This window comes from Rhizobium rhododendri (genome assembly GCF_007000325.2).
Taxonomy (GTDB): Bacteria; Pseudomonadota; Alphaproteobacteria; order Rhizobiales; family Rhizobiaceae; genus Rhizobium; species Rhizobium rhododendri.
This window is the reverse complement of sequence record NZ_CP117268.1, coordinates 1,140,139-1,155,770: the sequence shown is the minus strand read 5'-3', so window position 1 is coordinate 1,155,770 and position 15,632 is coordinate 1,140,139. Positions and strand designations below refer to the sequence as shown.

Genomic DNA, 15,632 nt, shown 5'->3' with positions numbered 1-15,632 from the left:
TTGCGTGCGGCAGCACCAAGAAAAGCTATACAAATCAGTGGTTTTGTGATTCACTTCGAGCATGGAAACCGGCTCGGGAAATCACCGTGATCATGCTGCAGCCCTGGAAGCAGAGCTAGCGATTGCGCGGTCGGAACGGGCTACTGCTTTGGCCGAATTGGCTGTTGCCAAGGCCAAGGAGGCCGACGATCAGGCCATCATTCTTCGCCAGAAAGTCTATATCGAAAAGCTGCAACGGGAACTGCGCGGTCAGAAGTCGGAACGGACAGCGCGGCTGATCGCGCAGATGGAGCTGATGCTTGAGGACGCCGAAGCGGCGGCGACTGAAGATGAGCTTGCCGCCGAAATGGCCGTTGCTGCAGCTGCTGCGATTGCGGTCACCGGCTTTACGCGCAAGCGGCCCGTCAAGAAGCCTTTCCCGGAACATCTTCCGCGTGAGCGTGTCGTGGTGCCTGGTCCGGTTGCCTGCAGCTGCTGTGGCGGTGAACGGCTTCGCAAGCTCGGCGAAGACATCACCGAAACGATGGAGAGCGTACCGCGTAGCTGGAAGGTCATTCAGACGGTGCGGGAAAAGTTCACCTGCCGTGACTGCGAGAAGATCAGTCAGGCACCTGCACCCTTCCATGTCATACCGAGAGGATGGGCGGGTCCGAGCCTTTTGGCGATGATGCTCTGCGACAAGTTCGGCCAGCACATTCCCCTCAATCGCCAGGTCGAACGTTTTGCCCTGGAAGGTGTGCCAGTCAGTCTGTCGACAGCAGCAGACGCGATTGGCGCGTGCTGCCAGGTCCTTGCCCCGCTTGTGAGGCGGATTGAAAGCCATACGTTCGCGTCTGAACGGATCCACGGTGATGATACGACCGTGCCGGTTCTCGCTCTCGGCAAGACCGTCACCGGTCGGATATGGAGCTACGTCAAGGACGATGCTCCGTTTGGCGGAACGGCGCCTCCGTCGGCGATGTTCTATTATTCCCGGGACCGGGCCGGCGAACATCCACAGGCGCATCTGGCCAATTATAGCGGCATCCTTCAGGCGGATGCCTATACGGGCTATGGCCAGCTCTATCTTCCTGATCGAAGTCCGGGCCCGATTCATGAGGCGGCGTGTTGGGCGCATGCGAGGCGACCATTCTTTGCGCAAGCCGATTTGGAGGCCAACGCGCGCCGAAAAGCGCAGGGTAAAAATGCCGCCGTCATCTCGCCGGTCGCCTTGAACATGGTGCAGCGGATCGACGCACTGTTCGAAATCGAGCGCCATATCAATGGCCGTACGGCCGATGAGAGAAAAGCAATCCGCCAGCAGTTGTCAAAACCGCTGATCGACGACATGGAGATATGGATACGCGAACACCGCGCCAGGTTGTCGCGCGACAATGACTTGGCAAAGGCGTTTGACTACATGCTGAACCGCTGGGAATCCTTCATTCGTTTCCTCGACGACGGGCGCATTTGCCTGTCGAACAATTGTGCGGAGCGATCTCTGCGCGGTGTGGCGCTCGGTCGGAAAGCCTGGCTATTTGCCGGTTCCGATCGAGGGGGCCAGCGGGCGGCGGCCATGTACAGCCTGATCGTCACCGCGAAAATGAATCGCATTGACCCACAGGCCTGGCTTGCCGATGTCCTTGCCCGCATCGCCGACCATCCAGTCAGCCGTCTTGATGAGCTTCTCCCCTGGAATTGGCGGGAAACCACAACATCGCCACTGAGGCAGGCGGCCTGATGGCAGGTCCTCTCGTTCGCTTAAAGATCACGCTCGATGACGTTGATCCCTTGGTGATGCGGCGCGTTGTCGTCCCATTCCGCATTCGGCTTGACCGGCTTCATGAGGTTCTTCAAGAGGCTTTCGGCTGGACCAACAGCCATCTGTATGAGTTCAGGATCCGTGACATCGGGTTCGGCGTGCCTGATGGCGGCTTTGATGGTCCCATCGATGCACGCAAAGAAACGCTTCTTGCTGCCATCGAAGATATCGGCGCGAAATCATTCAAGTATCTCTATGACTTCGGCGACGGCTGGACGCACACCGTGAAAATCGAAAAGGTTTTACCGGCGACCGCCGGCTTCGGCGATCCCTTCCTGCTTGACGTTGTCGGACGATGTCCACCGGAGGATGTCGGCGGTCCGTGGGGTTATGAAGAGTTCCGCGAGGCCATTGCGGACACCAACCATGAGCGTCACCACGAACTTGTGGAATGGTGGGGCGATGCGCACTACGATCCTGGCGATGTCGACGCCGCCAATCTCCGCAAAAACGTCGAGGCCTTAGCTGCAAAATGGAAGCGCCGATCGCGAAAGAAAAGCTGAACCTGCGGTCCTCGGCGAATGCATACTTCGAATGTCGATCTGTACCGATGCATCACCGATCTGACAGCGATCGATACGATCTGGAGTTTGCGGCTCTGAAAATCCGCAGGTGGGACAGGAGCTTCGGACAAAAGCTCGCCAATGCTCCGCACCAAACTTCGGGCACAGAATGCCACTCACGAACGATTGAGGAAAATCGTCCACCATGATTGGCCACAGTGTCCGGAGTAAATCCGCGCGGAGCACGATGGAGCGAGACCAGCGCACAGCCGGCCCGGCCAAGTTCTTTCGGAGCCCTAAGCTAGGCTTAGCAAAGTCCTAAAGCAAATGGACAACAGGGAGCCCGTTACGACAATGTCACTCGCAACGGTAACAGGAAGGTTGACGACTTTGACGGCCGAGGAGGCAATCTGCCATTTGACCAGATCAAAAACTCCCATGATCAAGGCCTGTATGGCCGCTAGCGAGATTTATTAGCGCCAAACCTTGAACGGCGAGGCGTATCTCCTCTGTCCTTGAATCTCATGTGTAACAGAGGGCGGGTAGACTGCTTGCGGCAGCGACAGGCGCCGAATTCAGTTTTGCAGTGTAATTCGGAATGTCTTCAGTCTGCCCGACAACATGCTGAGCACAGTCGTCAAATCGTAATTCAAGTTCAGACCTTCATTTAAGCCTTTCGGCGCAGATCTGTGCGACGATGTCTTGAAGCTGCTTGATTCGGTCGACAAGCCAATCAAGCTCTTCCTTGGTGATCTCATAGTGGGCTGAATAGCGGGCATCGACATAGGCACGGTCGAGACGGGTGAAGGATCTCGTCGCAAACTTTGTGTCGCGCGGCCAAGCCTCAATTAAGAGTGGATCGATGCGCTCCGCATGGGTTCTGAGCATGCCAAGGCGGTGCGATTTCGGGCTATACAGGGTCAAGACGAGAAGGACACAGTGATACAAGCTTTCTGCTGATTGGTGCGCCAAAAAGGCGCCGTGCTTTAGATCCCCTTCGCCGAGATAAAAGCTTGCGCCTTTTGAGAACGTTTTAGCATTTGGAAACCACTGTTCGAAATGCCGTCGCGCCTCTTGGCGCTGAGCCTCTGGCGTCAGTGGCTTTGGCTTGGTTAGCGGATGCCCAGGGACTTCGTATAGCGTGATCCCATCACGGGCGATGTCGACAAAGAAGGGCAGGCCGCGGGCTAGTTTATCATTTACGTCCGGGAGGCTATGAACGATGACTTTGGCCGGCGTCTGGAGGTGCCGGGTAACGGCAAACTCTTGTGTCAAGTGTTCGTCGATCTTCAGCCAGACGTCGCTCTCCTCAGCGAATCGGTTGGTGTTGACGACGGCAAGCAGATCGTAGTCGGAGCGGTAACCGCTGTTGTGGTCTTCCACCCAGTCACCACGGGCATAGGAGCCGAACAGGATCAGCTTCAGAATCCGTCCAGCGCGACCTTTTTCGGAGAGCTTGGTTTTCTGGGCGTCCTCGAACTCCTCAAAAATGATCTGCACGATGCGAGAAAGCTCGCGGCGTTTTGTGGGGGGCAGATGATCGAGTTGCTCGGGGAAGGTCAAAACGGCCTCATGAAAATTTTGTTTAGAAATGCCAACCTTGCGAAAAATTGATTCTGTGACGCAAATGGCAAAAAAGCAAGCGATGACGCGCTGCTGCTAGGCTATCTGCTTTTCGCCATCAGTGAGCCAAGGTTGTTCTTTCGGCACACTCGACGAGAGGGCTGTCTGGTGGAGGATTACATGAGAAGTTAAAAGCTCTTACGAAGGAACACATGAACATTGCCGACGCCGGGCCCGTCGACCGCTTCAATCCGCGTTTCATCGGCGAGAAGCGCACTGCCTTCGAGTTTAGGTATTTCGCGACTAAGGAATGGAAAGCTGAGCGGCCGTTGGGGCGATGTCGGCGATCTCACGCAAAGTAATTTTGCGGAAATCGGCCGCATAGAGGTTCCATGAGCGGGATACTTTTTAATTAAATTTTGGTCCATGAACGATTGTTAGGCGATTGTATTAGATCTTCAAGATCATCGTCTGCAATGTTGGCACGTTCATCTCTCGCAAAGCTTGCGAGAAAGACGGTGGCTCTCCCGGACGACCGGCTTAGATGTCTGGCGCATTTTTTTGGAATTCTCTTCGGTTAATGCGCGCGTGCCTGTTTCCCGAAGAAAATAACGGGCGGCGCGACTTAATTGGGTTTCGTCGCCGGATCCCAATACTCATCGGCATTGCCGTCCACGAACCGCAAGCTGTCGAACCAGGTCGTGGTGTAAGACATCGATGGGTCTTTTGCGTCCCGTACCACCTGGGATAGCTCACGGTCACGATTTCGCCTTCGGCGATTACCGAGACAATCTTCGTTTTTCATCTTGTCGGGAATGGCTGACGGCTGCTTGTCGAGGACTTTGGTAAAGTAGTCGATGACGCCCCAGCGGCCGGAGACGGCGTTCGGACTGTGCTGAAAGAAGCGCGCGGTCAGACATTTGTCCGTCATCTCCCAATGATTGGCATCGAGCAGCACCTTCACAATGTTGTAGGCAGCCTGCTTGTTGGTGTTCAATTTCGGGTCGCTGCTGGTAAACAGCGCGTCCGGATGATCAGCGCCAACAACGGCCTCCTGTGCTGAAACTGCAGGTGCCAGGCCCATGATGGCAGAATCAATGAGAAAGCGCTTCATTCTAAACTCCGGTCAGGTATCGATGTCGCAGACGGGTCCATCCATACTCTTGCGTGGAGCCACATTCGTGGCCATAAAGCTGATAGGAACTATTTTCGCCGGCTCTATTACTTGTCATTTGCAAATAGCCTGAATGAATTGCCGCCGGTCGATAGGACGATTGCTTGTTTTCAGGCAATACCGGTTGGGTTTCGCTGCCAACAGCTTGAAGGGATGGCACTATGTCAATTTGTTCGACCCCCAAACTGGAAGGTTCACTTTTTTGCTCAAAAGGACCCGTTTTCGGAGATCGAGTGTACTTTTGCCGAAGAGGAAGACGCCACCTTGTTATGAGTGCCGACTGGATTATTGATGCGGGGCTTCGTTGGCCTGAAGACGTACTGACGGTGGGCGAGGAAGTATTGCACTGCTTGCTGCCCGCCCAAATTGCTCCGAAGCGCTGGAGTCTATCTGACTATAAGAGCCCTCCGAGCGGTCTCAGCAGCCGCGATATGCGCGAGATAGCTGCATCGAGACTAGCTGGAGTAGGGTTGGAAATCGGGGCGTTAGCGAGTCCTTTTCCTGTTCCCCTAAGTTGCGATGTGCTGTATGGAGATCGCTATACTTATGAGGAGATACGAGAGATATATTCAGGCGAGCCGACCGATGACCTAGTTATACCTACAATAATGACGGATTTTTCTAGTCTTGAAGGGGTCGGCGCCTCATCTCTGGATTTTATCATTGCGTCCCATGTGGTCGAGCACACGCGTGATCCGATACGAGCGATTGTTCATTCATATCGATGTTTGCGCGAAGGGGGTACACTCCTTCTGGTTGTGCCCGATAAGCGACGAACTTTTGACCGACTTCGTCCAGAAACGACGCTCGAGCATTTAGTTCTTGATTACTTTGATCCAAGCTTGGACCGCGACATGAAACATTTTGAGGAATTTTATTCACTTGCGTACACGAGTGAGATGCCTCTTCCTAAGACATGTAAGGAAGCGATGAGTAGTGGAGCTTCAATCCATTACCACGTCTGGGAATATAACGGCTTTTTAAATCTCGTTGATTATATTCGGAAGAACTTTGCTCCATTCCGGAGCGTTTGGTCTCATGAAACTCTCGCCCTAGAGCAGCACGATTTCGAATTTTACATAGCGCTGACAAAATAAGACAACCACCACTACCGATATAGCTTTGAGCACGTTCATGTGTATTCTGCTAGTGGATGGAATCTAACGCTTGGTGCCCGCGTTTAACGGCGGCGATGATTTTGTCGGGATCGGCGGTCCAAGTGAAGGGCTTTGGCTTTTTGTTGTGCTCAACGAGGAAACGGTTGATGGCGGCCTGGAGATCGACGACGGAATGGAAAACGCCGCGTTTCAGACGCCGCTTCGACAGCCTGGCGAAGAAACCCTCCACCGCGTTGAGCCATGAGCTTGAAGTCGGAGTGAAGTGGAAGGTGAAACGCTCGTGACGGTCGAGCCAGGCTCTCACCTTGGGATGCTTGTGGGCAGCATAGTTGTCGAGGATGACGTGGACGGCCTTGTCGTCCGGCACCTGGGCGTTAATGGCGTTGAGGAAGCGGATGAACTCCTGATGACGATGACGCTGCATGTTGCGGCCGATGACGGTGCCGTCGAGCACGTTGAGGGCGGCAAACAGCGTGGTTGTGCCGTGCCGCTTGTAGTCGTGGGTCATGGTGCCGAGCCGACCCTTCTTCATCGGCAGGCCCGGCTGGGTGCGGTCGAGCGCCTGGATTTGGCTTTTCTCATCGACCGACAACACGACGGCGTGGGCTGGCGGATCAACATAGAGGCCGACAACGTCTCGCAGCTTGTCGACGAATTTCGGGTCGTTGGACAATTTGAACTGCCGCCACCGATGAGGTGCGAGGCCATGCGCTTTCCAGATACGCCTGACTGCGCTGGCGCTGATGCCGGCGGCCGTCGCCATCATGTCGGCCGTCCAGTGCGTCGTCTCGCCCGGCGGATCAGCCAGCGTCAGGGCCACCACACGCTCGGCGACATCGGGTCCGAGCCGCACAATACGCGACGGCCGCGTCTTGTCGCGCAGGAGACCCTCGACGCCTTCTGTGGCGAAGCGCTCTTGCCAGCGCCATACGCAGGTCTTCGATTTGCCGGTCTGGCGCATAATCTCGACAGTCCCGACGCCATCGGCACTCAGCAGGATGATCTCGGCCCGCCAGACGTGCTTTTGGGGCGCATTGCGATCCCTGGTCAAGGCCATCAGGCGTTGGTGATCTGTTGGCGAAACGGTGAACGATATTCCTGTGCGCATGCGCCAGACTCGCATGCCAACCCAGCAAATGGAATCCCATACGGGACTCTTATGTCAGGCGGTAACCACTAGGTTTCAACTCCCCCAAAAAATTGCGGCATGATATTATTGGATACTTATGTCGACTAAGGGCGGTACAGCGTAGGAGCCGTCATTTCGCACAGAAGTTGCCCTCACTCTTCTTAAACTCGATGATCAAATTGAAGAAAGTTTCTATTTATCAAATAATATGCTCCTATGATTCAATGATCATACATGGAGATATATGATGGCGATCGAGTCGGCCGAGAATGTCATGCAAATTTACCGGACACGCTTCGGTGATACCGGGCTGCAGAAGCGCAATCGTGTTTGGAAAGTTTTGTGTGCAAACTATTTTAATGCCCGGGTGATAAAAGACGGCAGCATTTTGGATCTTGCCTGCGGCTACGGCGAGTTTATCAACAATATCGATGTGCATAAAAAATATGCCGTTGACCTCAACCCTGAGGCCGCAACTTACCTGGACAACGCTGTAAATTTTGAGTCATCGATGGCGGATCGCCTTTCCCACATCCCGTCAAACACGCTTGATCGTGTTTTCACATCGAACTTTCTTGAACACCTGCCGGATAAAAAGACGTGCGATCTCGTGTTGAAGGAAATCTTGCGCGTACTAAAGCCAGGCGGCCAGTTTATAGTTTTGGGGCCGAACATTAAATATGCCTACAAAGAGTATTGGGATTTCTACGATCACTATTTAGAACTATCTCACATTTCTCTGGCAGAGGGACTAAAAATGAATGGTTATAACGTCGTCGAAAATATTGGTCGGTTTCTGCCGTTTACAATGGCCAACAAACAGCCTACGCATGACCTCTTGATCAAAGCCTATCTAGCGATACCGTTAGCTTGGCGTTTTTTCGGGAAGCAGTTTCTTGTTACGGCAGAAAAGCCATTATAAGACATTGCGTACTCTGATTTGAAGTCCAAGGAATTACTGTTCAGAGGACGTTGATGTGGGCCAACACTGCAATCACATTATCGTCTCAAAAAGGAACCTGATCGACAGCCACTTAAATGTGGGTTTCAAATTGCCAAGAAAGTTGGCTCCGAAGCAGTTTTGGTTGTGACAGATTTGACGCCAAGTAAATGACGCCGGTCTGAAAATGTCAGTTTTGCGCGGCTATACATCACACGTCTGGCCCATTCGGCCAGCAGTTTGGTTTTGTTGATCTGCTTTGGTTTGGTCATTCGACCGTACCTGCATTGTGAGACGTGTCACCCGGCCCCAGGCGAACATTTAGTCCAGCAATTAGTCGGAATGTAATTGCCTCCTCATCTGACGTAAGTTAATGAGTAGGTTTTAAGCGCCGAGGGTTACATCATAACATGCGTAGCTACGAAAATGACCGATTTGTTTTTCGGTATTTGGTTCCCATTTGCATCCTCGTGTTTCTTTGCTTCTCATTTGTTAGGTCACCGTCCATATTTATGGAGCCCAGATTTTGGGCTGAAGAAGGTAGCACATATTTTCAGTACATCAGAAAGCTGTCTTGGATAAGCTCGCTATTCTACACCGCCAATAGCAACTTCATATTTCTCACAAATCTACTCGTAAGCATTTCATCAGCTGCGCCTTCATTGCTAGCACCGACGGTTACAACCTACGGGAGTATTCTTTTTGCATCGGCGCTCCCGTACGCCATCGCGAGAGCCGCTAAAGACAACGGGTTGGACCCAATTACAGCCATCATCGCTTCAGCGTTAGTCGCTTCGGTTGCGATGTCATTCGAAATATTCGGTACGGCGACAAACATACAGTGGTACTCGTCTGCGATACTATTTTTTGTTATTTTTTGGCATTTCCCAAGTGAAAAAGTTTCGCCTTGGATCTACGTTTTGGCCATCATATACGGGTGGACGGGCATACCATCTGGAATCCTTTTCCCGGCGTTTCTTGTGGTTGGGGTAGTGAAACAATCAAGAGCGCACCTAATTATTTCCGCAGTGCTCCTTATTGGTGTCGCGATTCAAGTCGGCTGCATCCTCAATGGACCTGGTGTTGCAAGGCATTTCGAACACCGCTTTTCGATACTAGTTTTCCCGACAGTGCTTCACAGCATTCTCGGACTGTGGATTACTCCGTCATTGGCATCGGCTTTGGGCACCAAGTATTTAACACTAGCTGACGGAATAGCATTTCTCGCAATATCGACCCTGATATTGAGCATGCCGATTAAACTAGCATCGCATGCAAGACCGCTGGCTATGTTCGCGTTGTTAGTCGGTTTCAGCGCTAGCATAACACAAACGTTCGCTGGGATCGGTGATGCTGATGGTTTTTTGAAGCCTGTGTATGGGGGCCGATATTACTTTATCTCGAGTAGTGCTATCGTTCTTGCGTTCATGTTTGCTTCTAAGTCACATCCAAAATTCGTGAGGATTCCGCTATTACTCGCCCTTACGGTAAATATTTCTGCGTGGTATAGTCAGGATTGGACCGTGTTCACGCGTGGCAAGGCTTGGGAGCAAGTGCTCGACAATTGTAGACAAGTCACCTGCACTGTGCCCATATGGCCAGAGGGCTGGACAGTCGATATTGAAAAGTAGTGATGTGGTCTCCTTTTCTTCGGCCCGATTAGCGAGGTTTCCCTATTCTGCCGCTTGAATCGACTACCATCTTGTCTCCGTGCGCTTCGGTCTTGCGGAATTGCGGTCCCCGCCAAGCGGCCAGACCGTTCGTCTTCCTGATGTAATTGCAGGTTTCTCCAGCGGCTGACGCTCGAAGCACTCACACCGAAACGTTCGGCGGCTTGTCAATGCGTTGGACCTCCTGAAAGCGCAGCAACAACACGAACGCGCAGATTGACAGTAAGCGGTGAGTGTCCGGCGAATGCATTTTGTGTCTACGAGGCGCGGTTTAGGGCTTGCGACTTAGCTCATCTGGTCCCGGTAGGGACGATGGTTGCCCATCGCCCCCCGGCCAGATCCGTACGTGCGGCACTACCGCATACGGCTCCTATCGGATGTTGTGACGGTGAACCGAGCATCTGGATGCGGGTGCAGCAGACGACATGGCGGCAGGTACTTGCGAAGCAGCCTTTGGAAACGATCCCAAGACAGCCGGTGTCGCTGGCTTCGACGCATCAAAGCGTGTCGCCAGGCGCGACCAACTTCCCAGCGGAACCCTCCCAATCTTCTCAGATTGTCGGGCACCGCATGGTAGTTCAAATACCCCTGTAACATTTGCCTTAGCCACCGACCTACTACAGCCACGGGTTCATGGCGCCGTCGCATTAGCGTTTCCCGAATGGCCGCCAGCGTCGTGCGCATTCGCTTCTTAATTGTCAGACGGACAATCTTGAAGCCTCCATCATTGCGCCGCCTGCCGCAGCAGTGCGTGAATCCCAGAAAGTCGAAAGTCTCTGGCTTGCGGATACCACGTTCCCGGCATTGTCGCGCAGCATACCGCCCAAAGCGTATCAGCCGCGTCTTTCCCGGGTGTAGTTGCAAGCCGAACTGAGCGAGACGCTCCCGCAATGCTTGCAGAAAGCGCTGCGCCTCTCCTTCGTACTGGAACCCAATCACGCTGTCGTCGGCATAACGTACAATGATCACGTCGCCTTTAGCGTATCGAGTACGCCACTGCTGGACCCATAAATCCAATGCGTAATGCAGATAGATATTCGATAGCACGGGGCTAATTACAGATCCTTGGGGAGTTCCTCGCGTCGATGCCACGCGGCGGCCATCCTCAATCGTGCCCGCTTTCAACCATTTGTAGATCAGACGTATCAGCCGGCGGTCACCAACTCGATGCGACAGGAAACGGAGCATCCACTCGTGATCGATTTCATCGTAAAACGAGCGAATATCCGCGTCCAATATCCAGTTGATCTTCCGCTTGTCGATCCCAACCCACAAGGCGTCCAGCGCGTCATGCTGTCCCCTTCCTTGTCGGAACCCGTATGAGAAGCCGAGGAAGTCTTGCTCATAGATCGCGTTCAGAACCGTGGACACGGCCATCTGCACGACTTTTTCTTCCAACGCTGCAATACCGAGTGGACGGAGTCTTCCGTCATTCTTCGGAATGTAGACCCGTCGGGACGGTTGTGCACGATACGCACCGGACTGAATCTCCCGATGTAGTTCGTGCACGCGCCCTTCGAGTGTCTTCTCATAGTCGTACCACGTCACGCCGTCCACTCCACTCGCCGCCTGCTTGCGAAGCGCATGAAAGCTCTTCACCAATAGCGTCGGAGTGATGTGGTGCATCAGCGCCGTGAAACGCATCTTCGGGTTCCGTTTGGCGGCTTCCCGTACACCTTCGATCCCCATCGAAGCGTGTTTTATCCGGCTCTGCGTCCGGCACGCTGGAGTCTCGACGGCGTTCCCTCCGATTACACCCCTTCCCTCCATTGCCTCCGCGAGATCATCTCCTTTGTTCGGCAACTTCTGCAGTACTATGGGCGTATCCGACTTCTCATCAGCGTCGATGACTGGCTTGTGGTCAACGACCTTCCCAGTCCCGTCCAGTCCATTCGCACTGGACACTGATGAGATCTCGCTGCTTCCGTATGAAAGACTTCCCGGCATGCACAGGGTCTCCGACCGCGCGGGATCGGGACATGGCTTGCGATTGACGCCATGCACCGTGTTGCCTTCCGCTTCGCTTAACAGCGTCGGCATCCCGAATTGATCATTTCGCGGCTCAATGGCCGGCCTGCCGGTTTCCCCTGTCAACGCTTCGACGCACACCTCGCGATGTGCCCCGCATGACTCGGGGTCAGAGTGATTCGCCACTTCTTCTCCGTGTTGAACTTTCATCAACTATCTTTCATCGGCTTTGCAGCCGCACTAAGCGCGAATTTCGGCGCACCTTCTGAAACGCAGCGCTCTGCGGCATGAAGTGTCCACCAAAATAGGTGGACACCAAATCATGGATGAAGATGCTCCTAAACTGCATGTGCGGCTTGTTGGCCGCGATGGCCGCCGTCGATATGAGCCTGCGTCGAGAGATCAGCTTGTTGCCGCGTGTTTAGTGTAGAGCCCGGCGTTTCAGTCTCTCGGCTGTCGCTTGCGAACGGCGTGAACGCTAATCTCGTTCGAAAGTGGATGAAGTAGGCAAGAGAGGAGCGTCCTTTGCCTTCGGGCTCGGCGTTCGTTCCGGTTCGGATTGCTTCGGATATGCATTCGTCTGCCGGCGATCCACTGACGAAAACGGAGCCATTGAGCAAGCGCTTTCATGCATCCAAGGTGAGTGCGTTGCTGCCGAACGGCCGAACGGGGTCAGCCTGTCGGTGGAATGCAACGATGTGGATGGATTGGCGGCGATTATAGGAGCGTTGGGTCATGTTCAGTGTACGCATCCGAGGAAGGCCGTCTTGTACGGATGAGGAATATGGAAGAGCACTGGCTATATCGACGTCAATATAGCCGGTGTTGTAGCCATGGACATTATCAGAGACCGTAAACAGGTGAGCCGCCTTGAGATTGTGGACAGCGGTCGGCGCCGCCGGTTCAGTGACGAAGCCAAGCTTGCGATTGTAGCAGAGAGCCTCTCTGCTCCCCGGCAGGTGACGGTTACAGCCCAGCGCCATGGGATCACCCGCTTTCAGTTGAATAGCTGGCGCAAGGCGGCGCGGGAAGGAAGGCTTGGCAATGGTTCATCGGAAGGGTTTGTTCCAGCGTAAGCATCCGAGGAAGGCCGCGGGATAGGGCCTCGCGCGCGTATCGGAGCCGGGCTAGTCTGATCGGATTGCGCCGGTTTTTATGAGCCGGCTGCGTCCTTACGGGCTTCGACGATGTATTTGAGGTTCTCGATGCCGTCTTCGGAGAAGAGGACAATGTGCTCGCTCAATTCGGACGCTGGAAAGTTGTCATAGGCACTGAGGCAGCCGTCTTCGGAGAACATCTCGATCGAGCATTCGTGCAGGAAGTCTTCGTCTTCACCGAGCATTTCGGCCACGTGTAGCCATCGCTCACCAATATGCCGCGATAATCACCGAGGGAGGTCTGCGGGTGGATCTGACCCCGGCCGGGCTGGTAGTCGAGAAGGACGATCGGCTCGTCACTATCCTCACCGCTGCGGTAGGCCCACATATAGGATGAACTGGTGGCTTCCTTGTTCTTTTCCTTCACGACCTGAACGGTCGTTTCGTCACCATGGATGAGAGGCTGCGAGCGAAGCCGCAGTTTCAGGGCCTCATAGATGCGGTGAAGTTGCTTCTCGCTTGAACCGATGACCCAGTGAGCGAGAGCGCCGCGGCTGATCGGAACGCCGGCCCGCTCGAAGGTCTGGGCAACCCGGTAGAGCGGTGTGCCATCGACGTATTTATGAACAAGCGCGAAGGCCAACGTCGAAGCCGTAGCAATGCTGCCCGGCAGGGGTTGTGTCGGCATAGGCGCGATTACGACAGGCGTAGTGATCCCGGTGCGGTCGCAATGGCGGCAGGCATATTTGAACCGAACATTCTGCAGGACCTTTGCTTTGACCTCGATATGGAGCTGCTCGGTAACGGCTTCACCCATGCGATGCATTTGCCCGTTGCAGCATGGACAAGCCTTCTGATCCTCGGGAAGGTCATATTCAACACGCTCGCGCGGCAGATCTTCCGGCAGAGGTCTGCGGCCCCGCTTCTTTCCCGCGGTTGCGGACGTGGCCTTCATCCCTGATCTTGACCCTCAAGGCATCAAAGAACACCAACGGATAGACCGGCTCCAGAGGCCGCGCTTGCCATATCGCCACCTCGTCCAGCACCGCATCGGTGACGGCCGAGATCAGATCGGGCGAGACGTCGATACCATAGAGGTCATGGACATGCCCGGCGATCTCGCGCGTACTCATCCCACGCACATACATCGACACGATCTTCTCGTCGAAGCCTGAGAAGCGGCGCTGATATTTAGCAAGTAACTGAGGGTAGAAACTCGACTGCCGGTCGCGTGGAATGGAAAGCTCAAGCGAACCGCTATCCGTCGGCACCGTCTTGCGGCCGTAGCCATTCCGGCTATTGCCGGGGGTCGCTTCGCTAGAGAGATGATGATCCATCTCCGCGTTCAAAGCCCGCTCCGCCAATACCTTCTTTAGCTGATCGAGTAGCCCATTGCTCTCGAATGCTGTCTTCGCATCAGAACCCGCCAATAACTGGTCCAAGATGCTATCCGGGATAATCGGCTCTTTCCGTCGTGCCATGGGTGATCTCCTTTGTACCCATTATGCACGCCCGTACACGAATTTCCTGACACTCCCGCAAACCCCTCATTCTGGAGACCAAATTTAGACGAATCATTGCCAGCGTCAAATGGAATACCAAGCGTGACAACCATCCACTCTATTAAGAATGAAAAATCCGGCTTACGATTTACTTCTTCATTGTATAGTAAAATTCAATCCCATCTGGGAGCGCACTTTGCGACCAGACCTTCTTAAAAGGCGCAGAATTTGATCGTAGCCAATCTACCATATCGCCAAAGCTATTATAGGTCCACGTATGAAAGTGAATTGAATATTGACTTTCCCACTCTTGAAGAGCGCGTTGCTTGGGATCCTCGCCCTCTTTAAGGAAACCATCAGCCTTTAGGAAAAATTCTTCATAATGTTGCTTGTCACGCTCCCGCGTGTGGTCGGGCGCTACGAAATCCGCGATGAGGTGGTCAAGTGCAGTCACATCTCTCGCCCTGTCGAAAGTCCTCTCTTTATCAGGGATCACTAAAACGAGATGTCCGCCATCCCTGAGCTTACGGTACGCATTGGAGATGGCGCCAATCGGGTTGCGGGTGTGTTCTATCACATGGCAAGCAACTATGAAATCAAGGCTTTCGTCAAACACTCCGGCGAGGGTGTCCAAATCGGTCTTTAATGTAGGTGCAACAATATCGTGAAGTTCTTGACCGTCGTACGCATGCGATAGAAGCTCAGTGTATGTGTACATATCACCATATTGAAGGTGGCATCGTAGCGGAACTGGAAATGGGCTCCCCCCGGGCCCTATTTCCAACCCGATACCGTCGAGCTGCGATGCCGCGGCTTCGCGGGCCTCACCAACATTTGTTATCTTTGCATTCTCTAGTTCGTCGTTGCTGAACGTGAGTGCAGCCGGCTGGCCCGGCAAATACGTTAGCAACTGCTCGTCGGGGATTATTTTGACATCTCGTGGGAACTCGAACCCATTTTGCTTTATCCATTCTCCGCTCGGCACCCAATGGCGTTTTCCTCGATACAAATAGAAAACCTTTTCGCCAAAGATAGGTCCTTTGGAGGTTGCTAGGATGCCAGCATTCAATGAGTCGCGCACGATTGTTTCTCTTACACTTGCTGTTTCTATTGCTGCGCCCTCCAGGTAGCGGCCGCAGCTGTAAATTGGTGGCTTGTTCAATTAAA

At 53.9% G+C, this 15,632-nt stretch carries 12 protein-coding genes and 3 pseudogenes; 6 read left to right on the top strand and 9 right to left on the bottom strand.

Annotation, left to right across the window (positions count from 1 at the left end):
* Positions 1-61: 61 nt before the first annotated feature.
* Positions 62-1,720: an IS66 family transposase gene (tnpC, locus tag PR018_RS23040; protein ID WP_142832615.1), complete on the top strand. Its 1,659-nt coding sequence runs from the start codon at positions 62-64 to the stop codon at positions 1,718-1,720.
* Positions 1,720-2,304 carry a plasmid pRiA4b ORF-3 family protein gene (locus PR018_RS23035; RefSeq protein ID WP_219271068.1) on the top strand — a complete coding sequence of 195 codons (585 nt, stop codon included), beginning with the start codon at positions 1,720-1,722 and terminating at the stop codon, positions 2,302-2,304. Before tnpC (PR018_RS23040) ends, PR018_RS23035 begins: the two co-directional genes overlap by 1 nt.
* Positions 2,305-2,967: 663 nt before the next feature.
* On the opposite strand, the gene PR018_RS23030 is transcribed toward PR018_RS23035, so the two are convergent.
* Both PR018_RS23030 and PR018_RS23025 read right to left on the bottom strand, forming a co-directional pair.
* Positions 2,968-3,867, bottom strand: a complete 900-nt coding sequence (locus PR018_RS23030; protein ID WP_142832586.1) for a HEPN domain-containing protein — start codon at positions 3,865-3,867, stop codon at positions 2,968-2,970.
* 625 nt (positions 3,868-4,492) lie between these two features.
* Positions 4,493-4,981, bottom strand: coding sequence for a hypothetical protein (locus PR018_RS23025; RefSeq protein WP_205470436.1), 489 nt, complete (start codon positions 4,979-4,981; stop codon positions 4,493-4,495).
* Positions 4,982-5,310: 329 nt separating this feature from the next.
* Between PR018_RS23025 and PR018_RS23020 the strand changes: the two genes are divergently transcribed.
* Positions 5,311-6,138 (top strand): class I SAM-dependent methyltransferase, encoded by an 828-nt coding sequence (locus tag PR018_RS23020; RefSeq protein ID WP_161991047.1) that lies wholly within the window; start codon positions 5,311-5,313, stop codon positions 6,136-6,138.
* Positions 6,139-6,187: 49 nt separating this feature from the next.
* On the opposite strand, the gene PR018_RS23015 is transcribed toward PR018_RS23020, so the two are convergent.
* Entirely contained in the window at positions 6,188-7,267 is a 1,080-nt protein-coding gene (locus PR018_RS23015) for an IS630 family transposase (protein WP_111223089.1), read from the bottom strand.
* Between the two features lie 268 nt (positions 7,268-7,535).
* Here PR018_RS23015 and PR018_RS23010 point away from each other — a divergent pair, with 268 nt between their 5' ends.
* The gene (locus PR018_RS23010; protein WP_142832596.1) at positions 7,536-8,210 is read left to right on the top strand and encodes a class I SAM-dependent methyltransferase; all 675 of its coding nucleotides are present in this window, start codon (positions 7,536-7,538) and stop codon (positions 8,208-8,210) included.
* 125 nt (positions 8,211-8,335) lie between these two features.
* On the opposite strand, the gene PR018_RS23005 is transcribed toward PR018_RS23010, so the two are convergent.
* A complete protein-coding gene (locus PR018_RS23005) occupies positions 8,336-8,500 on the bottom strand; it encodes a hypothetical protein (RefSeq protein ID WP_153816504.1) in 165 nt (54 codons plus the stop codon).
* Between the two features lie 480 nt (positions 8,501-8,980).
* On the opposite strand from PR018_RS23005, the gene PR018_RS23000 reads away from it, so the two are divergent.
* The gene (locus tag PR018_RS23000) at positions 8,981-9,859 is read left to right on the top strand and encodes a hypothetical protein (RefSeq protein WP_142832597.1); all 879 of its coding nucleotides are present in this window, start codon (positions 8,981-8,983) and stop codon (positions 9,857-9,859) included.
* 61 nt (positions 9,860-9,920) lie between these two features.
* Here the strand turns inward: PR018_RS23000 and PR018_RS28560 are convergent.
* Positions 9,921-10,113 (bottom strand): annotated as a pseudogene (locus PR018_RS28560) (IS630 family transposase); the annotation flags it as partial.
* Between the two features lie 139 nt (positions 10,114-10,252).
* Complete coding sequence (gene ltrA / locus PR018_RS22995; protein ID WP_279621403.1) at positions 10,253-12,076, bottom strand: group II intron reverse transcriptase/maturase; 1,824 nt, start codon at positions 12,074-12,076, stop codon at positions 10,253-10,255.
* 623 nt (positions 12,077-12,699) lie between these two features.
* Between ltrA and PR018_RS22985 the strand changes: the two genes are divergently transcribed.
* The gene (locus PR018_RS22985; protein WP_279621434.1) at positions 12,700-12,942 is read left to right on the top strand and encodes a transposase; all 243 of its coding nucleotides are present in this window, start codon (positions 12,700-12,702) and stop codon (positions 12,940-12,942) included.
* A 238-nt stretch (positions 12,943-13,180) separates the two neighbouring features.
* Here PR018_RS22985 and tnpC (PR018_RS22980) read toward each other — a convergent pair.
* The 3 genes and pseudogenes from tnpC (PR018_RS22980) to PR018_RS22970 all read right to left on the bottom strand — a co-directional run.
* A pseudogene (tnpC, locus tag PR018_RS22980) lies at positions 13,181-13,897 on the bottom strand (IS66 family transposase); the annotation flags it as partial.
* Positions 13,896-14,444, bottom strand: a pseudogene (locus PR018_RS22975) (transposase); the annotation flags it as partial. The pseudogenes PR018_RS22975 and tnpC (PR018_RS22980), both read right to left, overlap by 2 nt.
* Before the next feature lie 169 nt (positions 14,445-14,613).
* Positions 14,614-15,627: a methyltransferase domain-containing protein gene (locus tag PR018_RS22970; protein WP_142831013.1), complete on the bottom strand. Its 1,014-nt coding sequence runs from the start codon at positions 15,625-15,627 to the stop codon at positions 14,614-14,616.
* Positions 15,628-15,632: the final 5 nt, after the last annotated feature.

What these genes read in the sequence shown, in the direction of transcription:
- PR018_RS23005 (WP_153816504.1), bottom strand. Translation starts at nt 8,500, where the DNA reads ATGACCAAACCAAAGCAGATCAACAAAACCAAACTGCTGGCCGAATGG.
- PR018_RS23010 (WP_142832596.1), top strand. Translation starts at nt 7,536, where the DNA reads ATGGCGATCGAGTCGGCCGAGAATGTCATGCAAATTTACCGGACACGC.
- PR018_RS22985 (WP_279621434.1), top strand. Translation starts at nt 12,700, where the DNA reads ATGGACATTATCAGAGACCGTAAACAGGTGAGCCGCCTTGAGATTGTG.
- PR018_RS23020 (WP_161991047.1), top strand. Translation starts at nt 5,311, where the DNA reads ATGAGTGCCGACTGGATTATTGATGCGGGGCTTCGTTGGCCTGAAGAC.
- tnpC (WP_142832615.1), top strand. Translation starts at nt 62, where the DNA reads ATGGAAACCGGCTCGGGAAATCACCGTGATCATGCTGCAGCCCTGGAA.
- ltrA (WP_279621403.1), bottom strand. Translation starts at nt 12,076, where the DNA reads ATGAAAGTTCAACACGGAGAAGAAGTGGCGAATCACTCTGACCCCGAG.
- PR018_RS23025 (WP_205470436.1), bottom strand. Translation starts at nt 4,981, where the DNA reads ATGAAGCGCTTTCTCATTGATTCTGCCATCATGGGCCTGGCACCTGCA.
- PR018_RS23015 (WP_111223089.1), bottom strand. Translation starts at nt 7,267, where the DNA reads ATGCGCACAGGAATATCGTTCACCGTTTCGCCAACAGATCACCAACGC.
- PR018_RS23035 (WP_219271068.1), top strand. Translation starts at nt 1,720, where the DNA reads ATGGCAGGTCCTCTCGTTCGCTTAAAGATCACGCTCGATGACGTTGAT.